This is a genomic window from Streptomyces sp. NPDC004435 (genome assembly GCF_042873895.1).
GTDB lineage: Bacteria > Actinomycetota > Actinomycetes > Streptomycetales > Streptomycetaceae > Streptomyces.
The window spans coordinates 209,737-233,497 of sequence record NZ_JBIAMB010000006.1; the positions used below are offsets into that span (position 1 = coordinate 209,737).

12 protein-coding genes are annotated in these 23,761 nt (G+C 68.4%); 4 read left to right on the forward strand and 8 right to left on the reverse strand.

From position 1 onward, the window contains the following. Window positions 1–131 precede the first annotated feature (131 nt). Window positions 132–2,342 (reverse strand): DEAD/DEAH box helicase, encoded by a 2,211-nt coding sequence (locus tag ACFYT9_RS13095; RefSeq protein WP_389163018.1) that lies wholly within the window; start codon window positions 2,340–2,342, stop codon window positions 132–134. Then, window positions 2,342–3,676, reverse strand: a complete 1,335-nt coding sequence (gene brxD / locus ACFYT9_RS13100) for a BREX system ATP-binding protein BrxD (RefSeq protein WP_389163021.1) — start codon at window positions 3,674–3,676, stop codon at window positions 2,342–2,344. The genes ACFYT9_RS13095 and brxD overlap by 1 nt, the downstream gene beginning before the upstream one ends. Before the next feature lie 149 nt (window positions 3,677–3,825). Between brxD and ACFYT9_RS13105 the strand changes: the two genes are divergently transcribed. Then, window positions 3,826–5,649: a DUF262 domain-containing protein gene (locus tag ACFYT9_RS13105; protein WP_389163024.1), complete on the forward strand. Its 1,824-nt coding sequence runs from the start codon at window positions 3,826–3,828 to the stop codon at window positions 5,647–5,649. Further along, window positions 5,646–6,692, forward strand: a complete 1,047-nt coding sequence (locus ACFYT9_RS13110) for a CBS domain-containing protein (RefSeq protein WP_189832562.1) — start codon at window positions 5,646–5,648, stop codon at window positions 6,690–6,692. Before ACFYT9_RS13105 ends, ACFYT9_RS13110 begins: the two co-directional genes overlap by 4 nt. A gap of 9 nt (window positions 6,693–6,701) precedes the next feature. Here the strand turns inward: ACFYT9_RS13110 and pglZ are convergent, their stop codons facing one another. The 4 genes from pglZ to ACFYT9_RS13130 all read right to left on the reverse strand — a co-directional run bounded on the left by pglZ (window position 6,702) and on the right by ACFYT9_RS13130 (window position 14,143). After that, window positions 6,702–9,596 carry a BREX-2 system phosphatase PglZ gene (gene pglZ, locus ACFYT9_RS13115; RefSeq protein ID WP_389163027.1) on the reverse strand — a complete coding sequence of 965 codons (2,895 nt, stop codon included), beginning with the start codon at window positions 9,594–9,596 and terminating at the stop codon, window positions 6,702–6,704. Beyond that, on the reverse strand, window positions 9,593–13,492 hold the full coding sequence (locus ACFYT9_RS13120) for a phage resistance protein (RefSeq protein WP_389163029.1): 3,900 nt from the start codon (window positions 13,490–13,492) through the stop codon (window positions 9,593–9,595). The genes pglZ and ACFYT9_RS13120 overlap by 4 nt, the downstream gene beginning before the upstream one ends. A gap of 181 nt (window positions 13,493–13,673) precedes the next feature. After that, the gene (locus ACFYT9_RS13125; protein ID WP_389163031.1) at window positions 13,674–13,916 is read right to left on the reverse strand and encodes a hypothetical protein; all 243 of its coding nucleotides are present in this window, start codon (window positions 13,914–13,916) and stop codon (window positions 13,674–13,676) included. Continuing rightward, window positions 13,913–14,143 carry a hypothetical protein gene (locus ACFYT9_RS13130; protein WP_389163034.1) on the reverse strand — a complete coding sequence of 77 codons (231 nt, stop codon included), beginning with the start codon at window positions 14,141–14,143 and terminating at the stop codon, window positions 13,913–13,915. The genes ACFYT9_RS13125 and ACFYT9_RS13130 overlap by 4 nt, the downstream gene beginning before the upstream one ends. A 188-nt stretch (window positions 14,144–14,331) precedes the next feature. On the opposite strand from ACFYT9_RS13130, the gene ACFYT9_RS13135 reads away from it, so the two are divergent. Together ACFYT9_RS13135 and ACFYT9_RS13140 are read left to right on the forward strand one after the other, a co-directional pair. Next, window positions 14,332–15,174, forward strand: a complete 843-nt coding sequence (locus ACFYT9_RS13135; RefSeq protein WP_389163037.1) for a helix-turn-helix domain-containing protein — start codon at window positions 14,332–14,334, stop codon at window positions 15,172–15,174. Continuing rightward, complete coding sequence (locus tag ACFYT9_RS13140) at window positions 15,156–15,365, forward strand: DUF397 domain-containing protein (protein WP_389163039.1); 210 nt, start codon at window positions 15,156–15,158, stop codon at window positions 15,363–15,365. The genes ACFYT9_RS13135 and ACFYT9_RS13140 overlap by 19 nt, the downstream gene beginning before the upstream one ends. 69 nt (window positions 15,366–15,434) lie before the next feature. Here the strand turns inward: ACFYT9_RS13140 and pglX are convergent, their stop codons facing one another. Together pglX and pglW are read right to left on the reverse strand one after the other, a co-directional pair. Then, window positions 15,435–19,043, reverse strand: a complete 3,609-nt coding sequence (gene pglX, locus ACFYT9_RS13145) for a BREX-2 system adenine-specific DNA-methyltransferase PglX (RefSeq protein WP_389163041.1) — start codon at window positions 19,041–19,043, stop codon at window positions 15,435–15,437. Then, on the reverse strand, window positions 19,040–23,680 hold the full coding sequence (gene pglW / locus ACFYT9_RS13150; protein ID WP_389163044.1) for a BREX system serine/threonine kinase PglW: 4,641 nt from the start codon (window positions 23,678–23,680) through the stop codon (window positions 19,040–19,042). Before pglW ends, pglX begins: the two co-directional genes overlap by 4 nt. Between the last annotated feature and the right edge of the window lie 81 nt (window positions 23,681–23,761).

Genomic DNA, 23,761 nt, shown 5'->3' on the forward strand with positions numbered 1-23,761 from the left:
CAGCACGAAGTAGCTCGTGCGGGTGGGGGCATGTCCTGGTTCCGCGGATGCGGAGCGGAAGCCTGTCGGGCCGCTGAGTCTGTCGTGGCCATTCTAGAACAGGCAGTGGATCAAGAGCCTGGCCTCACGTTTCAACGGGTGGACGCGGTGTGGAACCGTACGGTGTCGTGCAAGGCCGCTCGCGCGCCGTCGAAGTCGGCCAGTCGCGCGGCAACGGTGGCCACCGCGAGACGCTGGGGGAGTGCTGCTGAGAACTTCAGACCGTGTACGGCTCGGTGATCGACATCAGGCAACACCAGCGCGTTTCCGCCGTCGGCATCCGCACGCGCTACTCGCCACATGTCGGGTGTCAGGTCTTCCCTCAGCCGCACGTAGCAGTCCGTCGGTCGTTGAACGGGATCACTGATCGACGGAAGGGTGGCGGCCAGTGTCGCGTTCGCTCGGTAGCCGGCCCACGTCCACCAACGCACATCCGCGCCCAGGCGGGTGATCAGGGAGCCGCCAGCATCCGTGATCTGTGGAGCATCTTCCTCACGCCACTCGGTCAGGCACGCCTCGGCCCGACGGGTCAGAGAAACCAGAGGGTCTGCTCCGAGAAGTACGTCGCGCATCGAGCGGGTCAAGGCATACGAGAGACCGGCGAGGGAACCGCCCGTCCATTTGGCGACGCCACCACCGTCGGCCGGCTCGACGAAGGCCCGCTTGCGCCCCCAGTCGATGAACGTCACTTGCCAGCTGCGTCCGCCGAGCAGCAACCGGCGCGGCCCCGGCCGCTCTTCCGTCAGCACGGAAGGGTCCGTCTGCCCGAGCTCGGTACGACCGGACAGAACCGTGAACTGCGGGGGAGCGGTGAAGGAAGCGGTCAATTCGATGAAGTGACGCCGGCCGAAGCGTCGCTCCGCCTCGGGGCCGATGAAGAGCATGCCGGCGTCCTCGTCGAGGAACCCTTCGTTCACCAGGTGTCGCAGGATGGGAGCCGCTGACCGGTCGAACGGGGCCAGCCCGTTCCACATTCCTTGCCATGTCCGGTCACCGATGCGGTGCTGCTGGAGCGTGGCAGCGAGCAGCTGCTGCGCCACGAGGTGGCGAGGTTCTGGAGGCGGTGTTACAGGTTCGACCCAGCCGCGGCCCCAGAGCAGCAGGAGAGCGGCGGCTTGCAGCAGGGTGTCCTTGCCGGTGGCGAGGAACAGACAGTTGCGAGTGGTCCCCGAGCGCCTGCCGGTACGGCCGATGCGCTGGAGGAACGATGCCACGGTGCGGGGCGAGTCGATCTGGATGACGCGGTCCAGGTCGCCCACGTCGATGCCCAGTTCCAGTGTGGAGGTGGAGACGATGACACAGTCTCGTGCCTCTGCGAAGGCCTGTTCCGACCTGGCTCTTTCGTCGGCCGAGAGCGAGGCGTGCGAGAGGAACACCGTCACTTCGCGCGCTCGCAGGGCGGCTCCCAGCTCCTCCACCTGTCGTCTGGACTCGCAGAACACCAGCCGCTTCTCTCCGCGGTGCAAGGCGGCGATCAGCTTGGACGCGTTGTCGAGCGACCCTACGTAGTCCAGCTCCACGTCGCCTGGAGGCCGGAGGTTCCTCGTCGTGGGGGCGACGGTCGGCGCGGCATCCGTGGTGAGGGTGAGGTCGGGGGCTACGACTTGCCCCGGGCGGTTGCCTGCACCGGATCCTTGGAGCCAGGTGAGGAGCTGTTGAGGGTTCCCGACGGTTGCGGAGAGACCGACGCGCTGGATGGGGCGTCCCGTGACCTGCTCCAGACGTTCCAGAACCGCGAGCAGATGCCAGCCTCGGTCGTCGCCCGCGAACGCGTGCACCTCGTCCACCACGACTGCCCGGACCCCGCCCAGGAGGTGCGCGTGGTCGGTCTTGACTCCGATGAGCATGGCCTCAAGGGACTCAGGAGTGGTGAGGAGGATGTCGGGTGTGTCCGTACGGATGCGCCTGCGCTGAGACTCCTTCGTGTCTCCGTGCCACAGCTCGGCTCGGCGGCCGAGCCACTGAGCGTAGGAGTCGACGCGGACGACCAGATTGTTGAGGAGTGCTTTGAGCGGGCACAGGTAGAGAACGGACGTTCCGGACCAGCCCTCGTGGGACATGGCCGACAGGATGGGCAGGCATGCTGCCTCGGTCTTGCCGCCCGCGGTGGGCGCGAGCAGTACGGCGTCCTCGCCGTCCATGAGCGGGTCGATCGAGGCCCGTTGCAGAGGCCGGAGGTCGGGCCAGCCGAGCGTGTTCACGACATGGTGGAGGATGACGGGGTCGAGTCGGTCGACGGGGTCTGTGCCTTCTCGGTGGGCGCCGGCATTGGCGGACCCTCCACCCGCTTCGTCTCCACTCATCACACGTCCAGGTCGATGTCGTCGGCCGAGCCGGATGCCGCGTGATTGCGCTCCACGTCCGTGAGCTCGTTGCTCGTCACGGTCAGTCGGTAGTGCTGACGAGGGTCGAAGTCCTCGAACTGGTCGACACGGTCCAGGACGTCACCGACCAGCTTCTTGAGGAACAGCCGCGGCGCCACACCTGCCTTCCCCCCGAGGGCACCGCCCACCGCGCGGGCGAGGTCGGCAACGTACGCGTCGTCGACGAGTGACTTCACGCGTTCCGGCGAAGCGGCACCTTCCGCGTAGAGGTCTCGAATGGTCTCTCCGAGGCCGACCAGCGACTCCTGTGTGAAGCCCGGCAGTCGCACTTGCACCGCACGTGGGTTGTCGAAGCGCGGGTCGGTGGTGAAATCGGTGGCGAGGCGCTGGGCGAGAGGAGCGAGCCGCTGGACCCCCTGCTGGCCGTCGTAGAACGCCGGTGTTCCGGTGATCAGGAGATAGAGGCCGGGGAACCGGCCGGAGTGCACCTCGTCGATGAGCTGTCGAAGGGCGTTCAGCGCCTTGTCCCGCGCATCCGAACGGACGCGCTGCAGCGTCTCGACCTCGTCCAGGACGACGAACAGGCCGTTGTGTCCGGAGTCGCGCAGTACGGTCAGGAGCCCTTGCAGGAAGCCGAAGGCCCCGAAGTGATCGAGGTCCCCGCGGACTCCGGCGGAGCGCCGGGCTGCCGCTGCCACGTGCGGCTGGCCGCCCAGCCATGCCAGGACTGCCGCTGCCGTCGCCTCGTCGCCCCCGGAGAGGGCTGACTTGTAGCCGCGCAGTGCCGTGGCGAACGAGGGTGCGTGCCGGGACACCTCGGTCAATCGTGCCGTCAGTAGCTTCTCCACCGCCTGCGGGAGAGCTTCCTCCTCCGCGCCGTCCGCGAGGGCGTCCTCTTCCAGGGTGTAGAACCATGCGTCGACGACCGGCCGGAGCGCGCTCGGGGGGAAGCTTGCGGTAGCCAGCCGCTCGGTGAGGCGCCGGTAAACGGTCTCCAGCTTGTGGAGGGGGGTCTCCGTCTCGGAGATCTGGATCTCCGCCAACGCGAAGCCCCTCCGCTTGGCCCGTTCGCCCAGCCACCGGGTGAAGAAAGTCTTGCCCGACCCGTACTCCCCGCGGACGGCCTTGAACACCGACGAACCGGATGCGACCGTGTCGAGCTCGGCATCGAGTGCTGCCTCGAACCGGTCCAGGCCGGTGGCCAGGAGGTCGAGCCCGCTTTCGGGGACGGCGCCGCGACGCAGGGCGTCGATCACCGCACGGCGACGCGCCGCACTGGCCGGGGAGGGACGGGAGGAAGCAGCGGTACTCACGTCACCAGTGTCCCATTCCAGTGGCGCCGGGCGGTTGGCCGAAGTCGACTGTCGGTGCGGCCGATCTCGTTGACCTCCATGTCACGTGATTGGTCTAATCGCCGCTCGCGTGAAGAAAGCGCAGCACTGCGAGGGTGGGGAACAAGCACGTGGCCGGACTCGACAATGTGAAACTCAAGACGCTCCTGGCAGATGTGGCGTCAGGCTCTCTTCAACTCCCCGACTTCCAGCGGGACTGGAAGTGGGACGACGATCGAATTCGCGCCATTGTCGCGACGGTGACGCTCGACTACCCTCTGGGCGTGGTGATGACGCTCGAGACAGGGGGCGACTCACCCTTCCGCGCCCGAGCCCTCACCGGCGCGCAGGTGGCGGAGGACGTGGCGCCCGGCCTGCTGCTCCTCGACGGACAGCAGCGTCTCACTTCGCTGTTCCAAGCTCTGTTCCAGGACAGTCCCGTCGAGACCACTGATGCGCGTGGCAACCCTGTCAGGCGCTGGTATTACGTGGACATCAAGAACGCCATCGGCTCGCCCGCGGATCGCGACGAGGCCATCGTGTCCGTGCCGGAGGACAAGGTCCAGCGGTCCAACTTCGCCCGGAACGTCGTTCATGACCTGACCACCGCCGAAGGCGAGTGCGCTGCAGGACTCTTCCCCCTCAGCATCGTCTTCGACACCGCGAAGGTGAATGCCTGGCGGCGAGCGTACGAGAAGATGGACGACGGTCATTTCGACCGGTGGAGCCGCTTCGAGGAGCAGGTTCTCGAACCCGTGCGCTCCTTCCAGGTGCCCATGATCAAACTGGCCGCCTCCACTTCCATGGACGCCGTGTGCGCCGTCTTCGAGCGAGTGAACACAGGGGGTGTGCCCCTCAACGTCTTCGAGCTCCTGACAGCTACCTACGCCGGTGACCGGGCCTACCGCGAGCGGACCGGCGACTACTACCAGCTACCCCTGGTCTGGCGGGCGATCAAGGAGGATCTGGCCGGCCGTCATCCCGTGTTCGGACGGCTCGAGGCGGGCATCGACGACGGACTCAGCAGCAGCGATTTCCTGCAGGCCGTGGCACTGGTGCGCACGTGGTCCCGGAAGCAGGACGGGCAGGGCACCGGCGTCTCCTGCAAACGCCGTGACCTCCTCGAGCTCCCCCTGGCGGACTTCGAGTCGCTCGCGCCGCGGCTCGCCACGGCGTTCGCATGGGCGGGCGCCTTCCTGGAGAAGCAGTGCATCGTGCGTGCTGCCGAGCTGCCCTACCGCACCCAGCTGGTACCGCTCGCCGCGGTCAGGGCCATCCTCGGGGAGGCGACCGACACGCTCGCTGCGGAAGACATGATCACGCAGTGGTACTGGTGCGGCGTGCTCGGTGAGATGTACGGCGGCTCCACCGAGACCCGCTTCACGCGGGACGTCGAACAGCTGGTGGCATGGGTCCGGCGTGAGGGGCCCGCCCCGGAGACCGTCACCGACGCCTACTTCTTCCCGGAGCGGCTGGACACGCTCACCACCCGGAACAGTGCTGCCTACAAGGGAATCTATGCCCTGCTCATCAAACAGGGCGCTGTGGACTGGCACTACACGGAGACGCCGCTGAAGCCCGGCCTGATGGACGAGTACGGCGTAGACGTCCGGCACATCTTCCCCCGAGCCTGGGTGCGCCGGCAGTACGGCGGGGCCAAGACCTTCCCAGCCAACTCCATCGTCAACAAGACACCGCTGTCTCTGCGCGCGGCCCAGGCCCTCACCGGCGCACCCGGTACCTATCTCGACTCACTCGCCGCTGCCTCCGACATGCGCCGTGAGTGGTTCGACGACGTCATCGCGACGCATCTGATCGATCCGTACTTCCTGAGGACGAACGATTACGAGGCGTTCTACACGGCACGGGCCAAGCAGCTCGAGGACATGGTGTACGCAGCCATGGGCAAGCGGACGATCCTGCGCGACATGACCGATGGCAAGGCGGCCAAGTGAGCCAGAAGCCGAGCACCGAAGACCTTCTCGCGCTCAAGGGGACAGAGATCCCCCTCCGGGAACTGCTGGACCTGTTCGATGTGCGGGTGCGCCGGCCGTGGAACGTGCACGATATCGCGCAAGCGCTGACCGACGCAGGACTCGCCACTCTGCCGGACTTCGCCAACTGCGCTCCGGGCGAGCGGGTCCAGATCGTTGCCTTCGCCACTGCCGCCCAGGTCACACCCGAGCCCGACGACGCGGACGATGCAGAGAGGGATCCGCTTCCGTCGGCCGCGCTGCCGCAGCGGCTCCGGATCGGTGACCTGCCCTCCGCGCGCGGCGGGGTGCGATGCGTGTCCATCACTTCTGAGCTCTCTCAGGCGACGTACCTGATGCGCCAACGCGGGTACGCCCAGATCCCCGTCACGACGGGCATGACGACCCTTCACGGAGTGATCACCTGGCGTTCCCTGGCCCTCATGTACGAGGTGGGTAAGGAGAGCAGCCTGGAGAACGCCATGCAGCAGGAGTCACTGCCGGTGGCCGACGCGCGGCAGGAGTTCTTCGCGTGCCTGCCCATGCTCTCGGAGCACGGCTACCTTCTGGTCCGAGGCGAGGACGGAAGTCTGTCCGGCATCGTGACCCAGTCCCACGTGGTTCACCGCTTTGAGAGCGCCGCCCGCCCCTTCTTCCTGCTCGGCGAGATCGAATCTCTCCTGCGCCGGTGGCTGGGAGCCAAGCTCACCGAAGAAGCGATCAAGGCGGTTCAGACGAACAAGAAGGCCGAGCACCGCTCCGGACGGGTCGAGGATCTGACGTTCGGCGACTACGTCTATCTCCTCAACGGGGAGCAGAAGAAGCAGGCCATGGCACAACAGGCGGACCTCAACTGGGCCGCTCTCCAGTGCGAATCCCTGGACCGCGGCCAGTTCGTCCGTCATCTGCAGCGTGTGAAGGACGTTCGGAACCGCATCGCTCATTTCGATGCGGAGCCTTTGCCTCTCGCGTCGATGCGGGAGCTGACGGCCTTCACGACCCTGCTGCGGGACTACGTCGGCTGACCCACCGCCTCACACCCCGAACTGCAGCTGCAGCAGACTCCTGTCGAGACGGAGGGTCCGTCCGTCCGGCAGGGTCTGTAGGACCTGAACCCCGTCGTAGTTGAGGAGCTGCCGCAGCACCGCGGCGAAGCCGTCCGCGCGGGTGGCGGGGTAGTCGACGCGCTGTGCCACAGCCGTCACGGGCAAGGTGCCTCCGGCCTCCAGGAGTGCCCGGATCGCCTTCTCCAGCTTGTCCAGGGGCGGCTTGCGGGCCAGTAGCCCGACCTGGTCCTGGAACGCCTCGGACGCGAGCAGTGCCGTGATCAGCGCATCGTCCGGCGCGACCAGAACGGGTGTGACCAGGGCGTCCTCGTGTTCGGCCGCCGGAACCAGAGCGACGTCGAAGAGGGAGTCGTGCGTCTGGGCCAGTTCGGCCTGCGCCTTCGTCGGCTTGTGCCGGTTCTGCTTCTCCGGACGGGCGGCACCCGACGCGGAGACCGGAACCGCGTTCTGGAGGGGCGTGTGCCCGTCGAGCAACCACCATGCCGGACGCTGATCACCCAGCTCTCGCCAGCCGCCGGGCGGAGTGGCGCCGAAGGGCAGGAAAGCGAGTACGGGGATGGTGAACTCACGCAGGGCCGCGCCGCCGTGGTAGCCGGCCTTGAGCGAGGTGTAGCGGGAGTCGGCGTCCCAGAGGGCGACGATCGAGCCGCCCGGCTCGGGCCAGACCACGCGGGGGCCCGACAGGGCGACCTCCGTGGCTTCCAGGGGGCCGCCGGGGGAGCGGTGGCGGGCGGAGTCCGGTGCACCGGCATCCACCTTGACCCCACGCCGGTCCACGACGTGGCCATGGTCGCTGGTGAGGATCACCGCCATGCCCTGAGCCGCGGCGACCCGCAGCAGATCGCGCAGCCGCCCTATCTCGTCGAGGTGCCAGGCCCCGTCACCGAGCTTCTGCTCCTTTGCGAGCCGGTCGTCGATGGTGTTCAGTACGACCGCGACGTGCGTGCGCCCGTCAGCGAGGGCCTCCGTGAGTGCCGGACCGAACGTGTCCCCTGAGCCGTCGGCGCGTAGATCGTCCTTGTGGAAGACCGCGGCCGGCTCCCCGCCCCAGAAGGCGTGGGCGGGGAAAAGCTTCTTCTCCTCCGCCTGTGTGCCCTTCAGCAGTCGGCCCGCGAACAGGGACGTCCGGCAGACGGCCGTCAGCGTGGGCAGAGCCGCGGCCATCGCGCGACGGCGGGGTGCACCTTCCTCCAGCGGATCGAACTCGGCCCATGAGGCCCGCAGTTCCTCTCCAAGCTCGCTGGCGATCGAGGCGCTCATCCCGTCCAGGACCAGCAGCAGCACGCGGCGGTCGGCCCCGCCCCGTACGACGGGCTTCACCACGCGGTCGAGGAAGGTCTCCACGGTCAGCATCGTGCCGGGTCGGGTACCGGCGGCGGTCCATCCGGCCAAGGCGCGTGCGAAGTCACCGTCGATCTCGTGGCGCTTGCAGCGCACCTGACGGCCGAGCGTGTCGTACGCCGATTTCAGGACGGGGTCCGGGTCGCCGCCCGCCTCGATGTGCTCGAGCGCCCGGTCCACCCACCCGGTTTCGGTGATGTGGCGTTGCAGGGCGTCGGCCACCGTGTCCGAGGTGACGGCCGGGTCACCGGCCAGCCACTGGGCCAGCCGCCGACCCATCCGGGCCCGTTCCACCCGGGCCCGTGCCTCCGGCCTGTCGGCCTGCCTGTGCTCGCCCAGGGCGCGTACGGCGTCCGCGACGGTGTGGGGCTCCCCGGCGGTCAGAGCCCGGCCCACTGCTGCGAAACGTGCTTCGAGGCCCGCGGCCAGCAGCGCGCTGGCCTTGGCGGCATCCTCGGCGCCGAACTGGCGGACCAGCGCGGAGGCCCGGTCCAGGACGGTGTCACTGAGTCGGCGGGCCTCGCGCACCGCTTCCGCGTCGCCGCCGGCGCGGGACGCGGAGGTCAGCAGCGCGGCCACGTACTCCTCGGAGGCGATCCCGAACCGGGACACGACGAGGTCGAGCTCCTCACCCCTGGCGAGGGGCTGCTCGCCCAACCACCGTTCGGCTCGCCCGCGAGCCCGGTAGACGGCGGCGTCCGGCTCGCAGTGGACCCACAGCGCGGCGCAGAGGAGCCCGAAGGCCACCGCGTCGGGGCCGTGTTCGGCCTCGACCAGCGCGAGGAGTGCCCGTCCGGCGTGACCCGCCTGGTCCTCCTCGCCGAGGAACGCGGACAGCCCCTCCCGCTCCGGACGGCGGAGCTTCAGCAGGAGTTCGGGCCCGCCGGCGGTCAGGGACCAGCCGAACAGCGTCTGCGGGTCCAGGGTGTCGCCGGCCGGGGCCCGGCCCGAGGACTCCGCCTCGCTGTCGTACCGGCCCAGCCGCAACCTGCGCAGGGCCAGGGAGCTGAGGGCGGTGCGCCGGGAGAGCATGCCGCCGGCGACGGGCGGCCAGCCGCCCTTCGGCGGGGTCGCGTCCAACAGTGCCTCAGCGGCCCAGTTGGAATCCTTGAGCCGGGGATCGACCTGCTGGGCGCGGAATGCGTCGCGGACCACGTCCCAGCTGTCGACGGTGTCGACGCGCTTCTTGTGCGCGCGCGCCAGGATGGCGGGATCCAGCTCGTTCTGCTCGCGGTCGGTCAGGACGACGAGTACGGCCGGTCCGGGCAATGTGCCGTCGAGATGGTCCAGCAGCAGCTCGTGCACTGCCAGTGGCGACGGCGCGGCTGCGATGCGAGCCGTCAGCCCGTCCCCCCAGGAAGGCTCGGCCGGACCCTCCCACTGCGGCGCCGAGCGCAACAGCACGGCACGGCGCCGGTCGTTGCCGCTCAGGGACGCGGTGAGGGAGCTCTGGGACGACAGGTACTGGGTGACGGTCGCGAGGTTCAGGCGCACGGCGACGGCGGGGGAGGCGATGCTCATCGGCCGACCACCCGCCACGTGATCTCCACGGTGACGCCGGGCTCGGCAGCGGCCAGCTCGGCCAGCTCCGCCTGGAGCTCGGCCACCGCGTGCGAGGCCGTCGTCGTACGCACCCCGCTCGTGCGCTGCTTCCGGGCAGGGGTGGACGGCTCCGTCGGAGACCCCTCGTAGGGAATCCGCGGATCGCTGGTCTTCGTGTCCAGCGGAACATCGGCCGGGCCCTGGGGGCCGGGACTCGGGGCCACCGGAGGCGGCGGAGAGACCGCACGGTTCCGCTTGAGCAGAGCCAGCACCTCGCGCTGGGTGCGGACGAGGGCTTCCTCCAGCTTGTCCGTCCGCTGCTGGTCGCTGCGGGCGACATTGCGCAGGGAGTCGAGGAGCGCCTCGCCCTCGGGGCCTTCGGCCGAGGCCAGCTCCAGAGTGCTCCAGGAGGTCGCGGCGAGTGCTTCGGCCACCTTCCGGGCCTGCTTGACCGAGGTCCCGTACTGTTCGGCGGTCATCGCGCCGAGGTCGAAACGGGCGAGGGCCTCCACCGTCTTCTTCGCTCCGGCCGCTCCCTGGCCGGCCGTGCCGGTCAGGGCCTTGAGCAGCTCCACGGCCCGCCGGGCGAGTGCGAGGCGCCCGGTCTCGGCCGTCTGGTCGAGGTGCAGGAAACCGGCGTGCTCGTCCAGCCGCTCCGCCAGCTCGGCGGCGGCCTCCTGGACTCCGCGGGCCTGCTCGGTGATCTGCCGGGCGAACTGGTTGACGATACGTCCGCGCAGCAGGGTGGGCGCCGGCTGCCCGAAGACGGCCGCGAAGCGCTGCCTGGCGGACTCCCAGTCCTCGAGGGAGGGCAGGGGCTGACTGCGCAGGGCGTCGCGGTCCTTGATCTGCGCCAGCTCGGGAGCCGGGTCGAGCGGCATGCCTTCGCGCACCCAGACCCGGTCGTCCATCTCGGCGAAGGCCGCCACGACGAGCCGCCCGAGGAAGTCCGGCAGCCCGCGCGGGGCCGGCTTGTCGGTCCAGTCGGTGAGCGTGATCAGGGTGAGGTCGCCGGTGGCGCCGTTCTCGCGGGCGAGCTGGCGGAAGTGGTCGGCCCAGTACGGGGACAGCTCGAAGTACGCCTCCTTCTGCTGCCCGAGACGCAGCGGCCCCGCGATCCGCTTCATCAGCGCCCGGTCGCCGGCCGGAACCTCGGCGCGGCCGTCGCGCGCCTCGGCCGCGGCACGGACGTGCGTGAAGACCTTCTTGGCATCGGCGGCCTTGACGACCGTGCCGGTCTGGTCGGGGTCGAAGTCCGGGTGGTCCGGGAACTGCGTCGCCAGCAGCTTGCCCGCGATGTGCCGGATGCCGTCGCGCAGCGACTGGCCGAAGGAGAGGGTGAGCCCGTCGACCTCGCGCAGCGATTCCAGGTGGTCGCCGAAGCCCAGCTCCACGTCCGTGGGCTTCTTCTCGGCGAGTCCGTACGCCTGCTTGAAGGCTGCCTTGACGGTCTTGAGCAGGGACTCGCGCTGGGTCTCCAGGAGCCCCTTGGCCCGGGCACGGTTGTCGGCGTTCAGGTGGCCGGCGTACTGGCTGTCGAAGCGCTGGTCGTCGGCGAGGGCCTTGTCGATGACGACGAGGCGGCAGAAGTCCCCGTACCGCTGGCTGGAGAGGTGGGTGGGCAGCCAGGCGACGGTGCGCGACCGCTCGCCCTGCTGCTTCTCGCGCAGGCGCCGGATGCGGTTGGCGTCCTCGACGGGACCGTACTCGCCGTCGTCGAAGGGGAGGTCGACGGCGATGCGCCAGCGGCCGTCCTCGCGGGGCATCAGGTCGTGGTCGGGCAGCTCGTCCTCGTCCGCCATGTTCCCGAAGATGACCTCGACGGAGCGGTTCGTACCGCGCCAGACGAACTGCAGCTCTTCGACCAACTGGCCGTGGCTGACGTCGAGTTCCTCGGCGAGCAGGCGCTTGGCGAGGGCGAGGCGGTTGCCCGGGTTGTTGTTGACGTTGGCGTTCGCGATGACCGAGTCGACGTCGACGCCGGAGAGCTCCAGGCGGACGCCCGGGTTGGTGTCGGTGCCGGTCTCCTTGATCTCCGGGAAGCGGCCGGCCCAGTCGGCGACCTTGTTCTTCAGGATGCCGTACTCGCGGCCGGGGATCGGGGCGACGACCGAGCCGTAGTTGAGTGCGGACAGCCTGCGGATCGTCAGGTCGGCGAGGGCCGGCACGCTCGGCGCGAGGGCGGAAAGCAGGAGGGTGCCGATGATCCGGTTGTCACCGACGAAGGTCTTCACTCGGCCGCGCAGGGCCGCGTCGGTGATGCTGTCGGGGCGGTGGGTGTACTGCTCGATGTCCTCCTCCGACACGTTGTACGTGGCGAGGAGGAACGGGCGCAGCTTGGTCCGGTACAGCTTGTCGGCGGCCTCGAAGACGACCTTGAGGCTGTCGGTGAACGGCTTGTCGCCGCCCGCGGTGATCAGCGGATACAGGTCGCCGACCGGGATGAGGTCGCCCAGACGCAGCTCGTGGCGGTGGTCGGCGAGGAGCTGGCCCATCAGCTTCATACCGGTGCGGTTGCGCTGGAGCGCGGAGGAGACGTGGACGAGGGTGTCCATGAAGGCGGGGGAGAAGGGGTAAGTGAGCCGGAAGCTCTCCTCGTCGGCGCCGACACCATCCGCCCCGCGGTCGGAACCGAGGAGGGTGTCCCACACCTCCTGGCGGACCTTACGGGTCTTCTCGAACTCGGCCGTGATGAGCGCGGCAGCCTCGGTGTCCTTGGGCTGGAGCAGGCGGGCGTGCGCGACCTGGGGGAGGTTGCGGTCCTCCAGAGTGATCTTGTCGAACCGGCCGGACGCCTGGTTCAGGGTGTCCTGGATGGAGGACTCGGCGGCCCCGGACAGCTCCTCGCCGACCAGCTCGCGCAGGTCGCGCTGGCGGGCGATGAAGGACACGATCGGGATGGCGCGGCGGGCGTCGGCGCCCTCCACGAAGTTGGTGATCTTGCCGGCCTCGCGGCCCACGAACTTCTGGTCGTGGATGAGGGTGGCCAGCCAGAGGATCAGCTCGTCGAGGAAGAGGATCAGGCCGTCGTACCCGAGGGACTTGGCGTGCTCGGCGATGACGGACAGGCCGGCGTCGAGCGAGATGAAGCCGTGCTCGTTCTCGTGCGCGTTCTGGGTGAAGCCGGGCAGCAGGTTCGTGCTCGCGTCCTGGACCAGACGGGCGCGCAGCTCCACGGCGGTGGAGGGGGTGACGAGGTTGAGCGCGTACCCCGACTCGTGGATCTCCTCGGCGGCGAGCGCGGTGTCGAGGAGGGCGGAGGTCCAGGCGAAGGACTCGCCCCACTCGTCGTCCTCGTCCGCCTCCTCGCCGATTGCGCCCAGGCCCTTGATGACGGCCTCGTCTCCCATCCGCTCGCGCATGGCGTGGATGTCGGCGAAGAGGGAGTCGGTGCGGTAGACCCGGGGGGTCGGCGCCTCGGGGTGGAGCTTCTTGACGTGGCTCACGTACGTGCCGAGGACCCGCTGCTCCAGGGCCTTCGCGCCGAGCATGTGGTATGGCACGAGCAGGAACTTCTTGCCGTCCGTGCTCAGCCACTCGTGCTTGGTGAGGACGGAGTCGAAGTCGGAACGGCGGTGGGCGGCCGGGCTGCCGCTGAGCAGGGCGTGCAGCACGGCCATGAAGTGCGACTTACCGGAACCGAAGGAACCGTGGAGGTACGCGGCCTTGGAAGTGTGCCCGTCGAGGGAGGCCTTGATGAGGCCGAGGGCCTCGTCGAAGTTCTCCAGCAGCCGTTCCGTGACGACGTAGTCCTTGAGCGCGAGCTCGGCACCCTCGGGGGTGGTGGCCTCGGAGAGCTGAAGGACGAAGTCGGACGTGGAGATCGACTCCTTGATGTTGATCACATCGCGGAGGAGGGGCGGCTGCTGGGCCATTGCGCGTCTCGCTCACCTTCTGACGGCCGTCGCCGTCGCTGTCCGTGCCGGTACCGGGACAAGTTCCTCGGCACATTGTCCGACATCATCGCTGGTTACGGGGCTGATGGCCGGAAATCTCCCGTGGATCAGGATGGCATCGGGCACTGACAACGACGGGCCGAGGGGGCGGGAGGCCGGCTCACCCGCCCGGACGGGGCTTGCGGCTTCGGGCGTTCACCTCCGCGAGGCGGGCACGGAGGGCTTCTGGTGGGCTGAGGGGCTCGGTGTCTTCCGGGTCCGCGTCCCATTCCCGGCCGCCGGAGAGGGGGCGGAGCCGGAGGTACGGGCCGAGGCGGTCGGTGACGATGCCGAGGCGGTTGTGGTGGGTGTCGCGGACGATTTCGCCAAGGGCGGGGCGGCCGGGGTGAGGTTCGGCCGTCACCGGGAGGCGCCCTTCGTGATCACTTCCGCGAGGGCGTGGGCCACGGGCGCCGAGCAGATCCCGAGGTGGACGAGGGCGTAGCGGGACTCGTCGGCCCAGGGGGTACGGACGTCCATGGCGGGCAGCTGGATGCCGGCCTGAGTGAGGGCGGCGGCGAGGGCGTCGCGGGCGTCCAGGGCTTCCTTGATCTTGCGCTGGTTGGGGGTGGTGGGGCGGGAGGTGGGCATGGCGGACTCCTTTGGCTGGCCGTGCTCTGGTTTCCCGGGCCGGAGGGTGTGGGGTGGATTACGGTGCGTAGCCCGGGCACTACGAGCATGGATTCCGCAGGAGGCTGGCGACACTGTGGACGGGGTCTGGTTCCTCGGCCCACAGCGGTAGTTCCACACCTTCCACGGAGATCAGGGGAGGAGCCGCGATGCCGCCACGTCGGGTGGTGACGGGTCGGAGCCAGGAGCCGCGGCAGAGGTTCGCGGAGGAGCTGCGGCACCTGAGGGCGCGGAGCGGCGCGAGCCTGCGGCAGCTGGGGGACCGGCTGGGGTGGGACTGGTCGCTCTTCGGGAAGATGGAGAAAGGCGAGACCTTGGGCGGGCCGGAGGTGGTGCAGGCGCTGGACCAGCACTACGGGACCTCGGGGATGCTGCTGGTGCTGTGGGAGTTGGCGCGAGGGGACAAGACGCAGTTCAAGGAGCGGTACCGGCGGTACATGACGCTGGAGGCCGAGGCGGTGAGCCTGTGGCACTTTGCGGTGAGTGTGCTGCCGGGGTTGCTTCAGACTCCCGGATACGCGCGCGAAGTACTGGCTGCTGGTGGGCTGCGCGGGGACGAGCTGGAGCAGCAGGTCGAAGCACGGATGGGACGTCGGGACTTGCTGGAGGGGGAGGAGGCGCCGCCGTTTCGGACGATCCTGTCGGAGGCGGTGCTGAGGACGGCGCTGCGGGATAGGCAGGCCTGGAGTGAGCAGTTGGAGTGGTTGGCCGAGGTGGCCGAGCGACCGAACGTGAACCTGCACGTCCTGCCATTCAGCGCCGGTCCATGCGGCTTGGACAGCACCGACGTGATGTTCCTGCGGTTAAGCGACGGGCGTACCGTTGCTTACACGGAGAACGCCTATCGAGGTGAACTCATCGAGGACAACAGGCCGGTTGAGCGACTGCAACGTGCTTACGATGCGGTGCGTGACCTGGCACTCTCCCCGGCCGAGTCACGAAAGTTCATCCTGCGCATGTTGGAGGAAGTACCGTGCGACCCATCGACCTGAGCGACGCAACCTGGCGCAAGAGTTCTCACAGCAATTCGGACGGCGGCCAGTGCGTCGAGATCTCTGACGACTTTGCTGCCGTCGTCCCCGTGCGGGACAGCAAGAACCCGCACGGTCCGGTGCTCGTGTTCCCGGCGGGCGGCTGGTCGGCCTTCGTCACCGCCGTCAAGGACTACCAACTACCCCGCTGAGGAACGACCACAACCGGACGGCCTCCAAGAACCCTTGGGTTCACGGAGGCCGTCGGATTGTCGGTGGCTCTACTTCTTGGTGGCGCGTCGACCGCGTGTGGCGGCGGCCGGGCGCCAGGCGCGCAGGTCGTCGTCGGTCAGGCCGTGCTCGCCTTGCACCATCTGCCGGTCGCCACGGAAGAATGCGGCCGGTGAAGCGCCGAAGTTCGCGTCGAAGTCGTCGTGCCACTGCTCAAGCCAGGGCTGGAGTTCCAGCAGCCCGGCAAGGAACGGGGTCAGTTCCTCGGAGGTCAGCGCCTCGTGGGAGGCGATGTACGCGTCGAGGGCGTACGCCTGCTCCCGGTGGTCCCAGCCGGCCCAGCCGTAGAGGTCGGGGGTGGGGGTGTTGGTCTGCCCGTACGAGATGAACCGCTCCTTGGGCACGTCGAGCTTGCCGCGCGCCTTCCAGTAAGAGGGCCGCAGAAAGTCCGCCGAGGTGTACTTCGATGGTACGGGGATGGTGTCCCGGATCTTCCGCTTGGCCGGCTCGTCCGGGGCGGCGTCCTCCTGCCGCTGGAGGTCCCAGACGTGCTCCCAGTCCTGACGCTTCTTCAGCCCAGAGGGCTTGTAGCGCAGGGCGGGGAGGAACGGCACGTGCTCGTCGGCCATCAGCTCGGCTACGACGGCGGGCAGTTCCTTGCGGGGCGCGTAGATCTTGGCGACGGAGACGAAGTCCTCGTCGCGAGAGAGAGCGTCCGTGAGGCGGGAGAGACTGATGAGGGAGGGCATCCCGTTCTCATCGAACCAGTGATCGCGGTTCTCGATCCGACCGAGCAGCCAGGACCGAAGCGCCTTCTCCTGAAGCGCATCCCACCCCTCGGTAGCCCATCGCCTCTTGTACTCCGGCCGTTCGACCATCCCAATAGCGCGCGACGACTCAATGGCATCGATCCGCTTCTGGACGACTGTCTGATAAGCGGTGGGCCAGTGCGAGGGGATTTCTGTGACGGGTGTGAATTTGTGGTTGTGGTGCTTAAACCAAGAGGTGCTGACCTCACCTCGTTCGACCCTGCGGGCCAGAACAATGGCGAAAGCGCGCTCTGCAGGGGCGATCGGGGGAACGTCAGAAATGGGTGCGGTCATTGATGCACCGAGCAGGTCATATAGTTCGTAGACCTGCCAGTCCAGCTCCTCTTGTAGGGCGATCATTTCGCCACGGATCGACTCCCAGATATTTCTCCCATTTCGAAGATCCGCGCCAGTAGGTACGCCGGAGCGCACAACGGAGGCAGGGCTTGCGGCGGCGAGTCTGATGGAAAGTGAATCCAGGGAAGATGCGAGCGATTTAGGGAATTCGCGCGGGAGTGGGAATTCTGAAAGATTGGTTCCCGTAAATTCGAATCTGTGCTCCCATGGTTCGTCGGCCCCGGCGACGTCAGCGCCAGGTCGGCCCTTGTCGTGACTGATTTGCCGTAGCCAGAATCCCGCAGATGAGCTGTTCAGTACTCCAAGCAGCCGAAGATGCTCTTCCTCGCTCACTCCTTCCCGCAACTTCACCATTGGCGCATGGCGATTGAATACCACTCCCCCTCGTCCTAGAGCGAAGTGATTGTGGGTAGCCACGAACGGAAACGTGATGGACATTGAGGTGAGGAGCTTTTCTCGATAGAGCTCTCTGTATTCGTACCAACTGAACCCGGGGATTGAACTGACGACCTTGCCGAAGCGCTTTCGGTTACGCAAGAGCTGGCGGTTCGGCCATAGGAATCTGACAGTCCCTGCCAGCTGGCTCTCTTCAATGAGATGCCAATCTTCGTCGTATGGCCAAACCGTGGTAATTCCAGGAGTCATGCCGTGGTCGCGGACTGCCTCGCCGGTCACCATAGGCAAAACGTGTTCAACCTTGAGGCGGCGAGCGGTGGCGTTGTCAGGAAGGAAATATGCTCCGTCCTCGCCTGAGATAGCCCCGAATCCGATACCGAGGGCGAGATGGGAACGCAGGCGGCTCGCCATAGCCGATTCCATCTGTGCGATCATCTCGCGACCGCCAGCTCCTAGAATCCATGGATGAGTGCCAAAAAACTCGTCACGAGGAAGGTCATCTACAGAAACCCACTGGTCAGCATACCCGGGGGTGTCAATCTGCTTTGTGATCGCCTTCCAGACCAGTCCATCCTCACCCCTCGCTGGCGCTGAGGGCTCGCCCTGCACGCTCCGCACCGTACGGATTGTTGCTGATCGCCGATTCCCCTCGCGACGCCTTCCGATGAGAATGGCAGTTGGCGTCCCGTGTCCGGGAATGTATGCACCAGATGTGTCGATTACCTCCGTCAGCTCCACACGGTTATGGAAATATTGCTCGATTAGCTTGGTCCCGAACTCACGCTTCATGAATGAATTCGCTGTGATCTGCCCGACCATGCCATAGTTGCTTCCGTCAACGTTGCCGCGTTTTGCTAGATCGAAAAATCGCTCGGCGAACGGAACTGATAGCGCATACTCCATTGCGCAGCTTTTATAGAGTTCTCGATATAGCTGATTTAGCCTCTTGTCCTTCACTGTGATGTATGGCGGATTGCCCACCACTACGTGATAACGCCCTGGCTGCAGAATCCCTGGGTGTTCGTGCACATCCTCGGTGGCATATGCGAACGAAGCCACAGGGTCGTTTTCCTCCGCGTCGCCCAGCGTTAGCTCTAGCTGTCGGGCCTTGATTAGCGAGTCGCCCACTGCGAGGTGGATCGGCCACTTGTACCGGGCCGCATCCGGCAGGGTTCGAATATTGCTTGCTGCCATTGCCGCGACCAGCAACCGGAACCGGGCCACTGCCACCGCGAACGGGTTCAGGTCCACTCCGTGCACCGAATCCAGCGCGGCTCGTACCCTCTCGTGCACGTCCTTGCCGGGCTGGCCCTCACCCCACAGCCGCACCAGTCGCCGAAAAGCGCCCAGTACGAAGTGGCCAGACCCACATGTTGGGTCAATCATCCTGAGGCCCTCGTAGCCGAACTCACGGACGGCCGGGTCCATTGTGCGGTCGAGGATGAACTCCTCAACGAACTCCGGGGTCTGGAGCAGGGCGTACGTCTGACGCGCTGCCTCGCTCAGGTCCTGGTAGAGGTCGCCCAGAAAGCGGGTGTCCCAGCCCTCTGTGCCGTCCTCGTTCAGCTTGTCCGTGAAGTCGTGGACCAGGACACCCGCCTCGTCACGCTCGCGCCAGAAGGTGATGAGTTCGCGCGCGCCGTCGTGGGACAGCGGGATCTGGAACAGGGGATTGTGCTTGCGGTCGAAGAGGAGGCGGCCCGCCTGGCCCGCGCCCAGGTCCGCGAAGGCGCGCTCCAGCCAGCCGCGGAAGGTCGGGTCCGCGTCCTTCGCCACGTACTCCTCGTAGCGGGCCAGGGCCAGGTCACGACGGTCCGGGTCCGGGGCCGTCAGGTACGGCTCCGGGATCAGCTCGTTGTCCTCGCAGAAGCGGACGAAGACCGTGCCCAGGACCCAGGCCACCGCGACCTGCGTGACCCGCTCGTCCAGCCAGGAGTTCCACGTCGCCGCCGTACGCCCCAGCTTGCGGGCCTGCTCGTATTCGGCACGGAGGCGGGTACCTACCTCGGTGACAGCCTTTACTTGCTTGCCGAGGTCCGTCTCGACCGCTTTGACCTGCTTCTTGAGGTCTTCCAACAGGGCCTTACGGTCGATCACTTGGTGTCTCCCTCGGGTCGTTCGGCTACTGCTGTCGTGTTCGTCCTCGAGTCTTTGACCCACGAGTCCGGAAGTTCGATCCACTCACCCAGCCCGGCCTGGTACGCCACTGCGACCTGGCCCAGCTTCGGCTCTCTGGACGGGTCGCCCTGCGGTACCAGCAACCACAGGCCGCGACCGCCCTGGCGGGCGGCCTCCGCCAGGCGGTCCAGGACACCCATCGCGTCGTAGCGGGCGAAGACCGCGGCCTCTGTCAGGAGGACCGGGCCGGAGCCGGCGGAGGAGTCCAGCAGGCTCCGGACCTGCGGCTCCACCGCACCCCACGCCGTCCGCGCGTACTCCGCGAACTTCACCGCGCCCCGCGAGCCGGCCTCCGCCACGTCCGCCTTCAGCAGCGTCTCCCACGTCGGCTTCGACCCCTCCGGGGCCAACGCGTGCATCGCCTCCAGGAAGAGGGCCGTCACCGAGACGGCCTGGGCACCGATGGGTGCCGCGCCCAACGCCCGTACCGCTTCCTCCGGACGGTGGTGGTGCACGGTCAGGACCCGGTAGCCGTCGCGGCGGGCCGAAGCGGCCAGGCGTTCCTGCGCGCGGACCGCGCCCGCCAGTGCGGGGTCGTCCGCGTAGCGCGTCACCGCCCCGACATCGGTGGCCTGCCGCCAGGCGCCCGTGGTCAGGTAGCTGGACGCGCTGTCCATCCGGGTCGGGAGGTAGCGCAGGGTCTTGGTGTCCTCGCGCGTGGACAGCGTGAGGTCGAAGCCCGCGTCCCGCAGGGCCTTCGTCAGAGGGCCGGCCGTCGGGAGGTCGTGGGAGAAGCCGCCACGAGAGTCAGGAAGGACCAGCTCGGGGAAGCGGGCCCGGACGCGCTCGTGGACGTCCTCGCCTGTCACGCCCGGCTGGCGGGCCTCTGGTACGCCGGGGATGAGCCGGACCAGACCGGCCTGGGTCAGCCTCAGGGCGCGTACGAGCGACAGGTCGCGCTGGTAGATCTCCAGGCGGGGCGTCGCCGCCGCGTTGAGGGAAGCGGCGGCTGCCAGCTCCACCAGGCGGCGTTCGTCCCACTCCACCGAGCCGGGCGGCGGGGTGAGGGAGCCGAGCTCGCTCAGTACCGTCGTCGCCGTCGGCAGGGTTTCGAGCTTGGCCAGGCGATCGGCCGTTTTCCCCAGGCGGGCGGCGTAGTCGAGCAGACCGGGCGCCGTCGGGGTGTCCGGGGCGTCGTCCTCGCGGACGTCGAGGGCCAGCAGGCCCGCGCCCAGGGCCTCCTCGGTGGCCTTGCGGTTGGGCTGGTGCTGGAACTCGGCTTCCTCCGGTTCCAGTTGCTCCACCTCCACCACGGCCCGTACGGCGGCCAGCGCCAGCGCGCGCCGCTGCTCGCGCTCGGACAGCTGCGTACCGCGCCGCACGGCGAGGGCGTCGGCGATCTCGGCGGCGGAGGCGACCCGGCCCAGGTCGGTGAGGAGATCCATGATCTCGGCGCGCAGGGCCTGCACTGCCGGGTGCTTCTTCCAGCGCTTGCGCTCCTCCTTCAGGAGCTGCGGGATCCGGCCGGCCGACAGGCTGAGCGCGTCCGCGACGTCCTTCTGCTTGGGCCAGACCCCGATGTCGGGGAGCTCGCCCTGCGCGTCGGGAAGACGCAGGAGCAGGCGTACCGTCTCGACCTTGTTGTGGTTCGAGCGGTTGTTGTTGAGCTCAGGTACGAAGATCGTGGCCAGCGTGTCCAGGCTGACCGCGCGCAGCGCGGAACCGGTGAGGCCCCCGGCGGCGTCCCTACTGGCCAGGGTGCCGAGCAGAGCCGACTCGGTGGCGGACAGCTGGGCCAGTTCCTCCTTGGCCTCGGCCCGGCCCCTCGGGGTGAGCGGCGAGATCGGGGTCTCGCGCAGCCGGTCGCCCCACTCGCGCTGGCGACGCTGGACCTCGCTGCGGGTCTTCGCACCCAGACCGGGTGCGTTGAGGAGCTTACGGCGGCTGTAGTCGAGGAGCTCCCCGACCGTCGTGACGCCCAGCCCGTACAGGAACGCCTCGGCGGCAGGGGTGAGGCCGGCGGCCGACAGGTGGGTGTCGCGGGTGACCTCCGCCGCGAGCTGCTCGCGCTGCTGCTCCGCGGTGAGGGGCTCGGCGTCCGCGATGGTGGCCTGGCCGGCGTCGAGGGACGGAGTCTCGGAGGGTTCCGGGTGGCGGGAGCGGTGGCTGGACGGGACGGCCTGCGTGGCGTCCAGGAAGATCTTCTTCCAGGCATCCCGCATCGGCTTCAGCTCGGGGAAGCGCTGGACGGCGTCCCGGTGCAGGGCCTTCTCGAAGAAGGCGACCAGGCCGTCGCGCACCCCGGGTTCGAAGGCGTCCTTCGCGATGATCGGGTGCGGGTGCTTCTTCGGGTCCGTCATCCGGGGCGGTACCGAGCCGTCGCCCCACTTGGGCAGCTCGCCGGAGGCCATCTGATGCAGGGTGACCGCGACCGCGTACCGCTCGGCGTGCGAGTCGTAGGCGGTCCGGGTCAGGGTCCCGATGAACGGGTCGAGGTAGCCCTCGGTGCCGGCCTCGTAGTCCTTCGCCGGATATCCGGCCAGGGAGAAGTCGATGAGGACGAGCTCGCGGGTGCGGTTCGGGCGGATGCGGATGGCGATGTTGTCGGGCTTGATGTCGCGGTGCCAGACGCTCTCGCCCTCCAGGAAGTCGACCGCGCCGAAGAGGTAGTCGCCGTACGCCTCCAGCTGGTCGATCTGGAGCCGGCCGCTCTCGCGCAGCTGGCGGGCGACCGTCTCCTCGCGGCGGCGGGTACGGGGGGTTCCGGACTCCTCGCCCTCGCCGGTCTCCTCCCGCTCGTCGCCCACGTACTCCAGGACGAGCACCGTGCGGTCGGCGATCTTCAAAGGCTCCGGCTCCACGAGACGGATGACGCGGGAGTCGGCGCGCAGGCGCCCCATGACCGCGGCCTCGTGGGCGAGGATCTCGCCCCGGCTGTCGGAGAGCGCCACCTTGAGGACGGCGAGCGGGCGCGTCTTGCGCGCCACGTGGTCCTGGTCGTACACGAGGTAGGCGCGGCTGGTCGAGCCGGTGCCCAGGCGGCGGCGGACCTGCCAGCGGCCGCCCAGTACGTCGCCGGCCACGGCTTCGAGCGGGTCCTTCTCGGGGGCTTCCGGTACCGGGGGCGCGGCGGGGGTCGTGAGGGAGTCCTCGACGAGTTCCAGCATTTCGAGGAACTCGTCGATGCTGGAGAGGCGCTGGCCGGGCCGGTAGGCGGTGGCCGCCTGCACGAGGTCGTCGATGTCCTCCGAGAGGCCGTCCACCAACGAGCTGGGACGCAGGCCCTCACCGGCTTCGAGGCGCGTGAGCAGCTCCGCCTGGCTCGCGGCCGGTGCCTTGCCCGTCACCAGGAGGTAGGTGAGGACGCCGAGGCCGTAGACGTCGAGGTAGACCGGGTCGGCGTTCAGGGCGGTCAGCTCGGGCGCCAGGTACGGGTCGGAGCCCTCCGCCAGGTGCATCGCGGACAGCGCGGTCGGGGCGAACCGGGTCGCCCCTTCCCCGGAGCCCGTGCCACTGCGCTGGGTGGCGATCTGCCAGTCGGAGATCTGCAGGTGCGGGGAGAGCCAGGCCGCGTCCTCGCCGACGGCCTGACCCTCGCGGCCCCGGTTGCGTGGCAGCACGTGGACGGAGCGGGCGGCCAGCGCCCGGTGGTGGATGCGGCTGGAGTGCGCGGAGCGCATCGTCTCGGCGAGCTGGCGGACGAGCGCCATGCGGCCGAGGATGTCGAGCTTCTCCCCGTACTGGAGGAGGTACTCGTCGAGACGCAGGGTGTGCGGGTGGTAGTCGAAGATCAGGGCGGGGCCGGAGGAGTGCCCGGACGGGTCGTACTGCTTGAGCTGGACGACGCCGGGGTGCCGGAAGCGGCGCAGGACCGCGGCCTCGCGCCGGGCGGCGTTCTCCACGGACTGCCGGATCGAGGTGTCCGAACCGCGTTCGCGCAGGTAGATGCGGACGCGGGCCACCTCGGGCAGCTCGGTGTGCTCGGCGAGGTAGTCGGCCCAGGTCTCGCCGGAGTCGAAGGCCTTCCGCTTCAGCTCGTACGGGCCGACCTTGTACTTGGCATCGCTGGGGCGGACGCCGACCCGCTCCAGGGCGGCCTTGATCTCGCGGGAGTCGACGGCGGTGATGCGCCGGCGCTCGTCACGCGGGGGCTGCTGCAGCATCGCGACCAGTTCGGAGACGGTGTAGACGCCGTTCTCGTCATGGGCGGGCAGTCGGATGCGCAGGCCGTCGTCCGTGAAGCAGACGGCTTCGGCGACCCAGACGCGCTTGCCGTTCTGGCCGAGCAGTCCGGCGAGCTCCTTGGCCTTCTTGTTGACAAGGTGCAGCGGGTTGCCGTGCAGGACGCGACGACCGTTGGGCGCGGTCTGGACCCAGGTGCCGTTCTCGCTGGTCACGGAGCCGTGCCAGTTCTTCAGCTCAATCATGCAGACGCCGCCGGGGGCGATGACGAGGAGATCGATCTCGCGGACGTGCCCGGTGTTCGCGGTGAAGGTGAAGTTCGACCAGGCCCGCCACGGATCAGAGTCCGGCAGCTTCTCGCGGATGGCTTCCAGGCCGCGGTGCTCGTGCTCGTACTCGGACTCGGTGACCGTGGTCCACCGGCCTTCCCGCATGTGCGGCCCCCGCTTCGTCGCTGCGTGCTGAAGAGCTGATTGACTCGGCCATCCGGCGGTAGACAAAGCTCTTGGGAGATC

Coding starts and splice junctions, on each gene's coding strand:
- ACFYT9_RS13120 (WP_389163029.1), bottom strand. CDS start 13,492: ATGGCCCAGCAGCCGCCCCTCCTCCGCGATGTGATCAACATCAAGGAG.
- ACFYT9_RS13135 (WP_389163037.1), top strand. CDS start 14,332: ATGCCGCCACGTCGGGTGGTGACGGGTCGGAGCCAGGAGCCGCGGCAG.
- ACFYT9_RS13095 (WP_389163018.1), bottom strand. CDS start 2,342: ATGAGTGGAGACGAAGCGGGTGGAGGGTCCGCCAATGCCGGCGCCCAC.
- ACFYT9_RS13130 (WP_389163034.1), bottom strand. CDS start 14,143: ATGCCCACCTCCCGCCCCACCACCCCCAACCAGCGCAAGATCAAGGAA.
- pglW (WP_389163044.1), bottom strand. CDS start 23,680: ATGCGGGAAGGCCGGTGGACCACGGTCACCGAGTCCGAGTACGAGCAC.
- pglZ (WP_389163027.1), bottom strand. CDS start 9,596: ATGAGCATCGCCTCCCCCGCCGTCGCCGTGCGCCTGAACCTCGCGACC.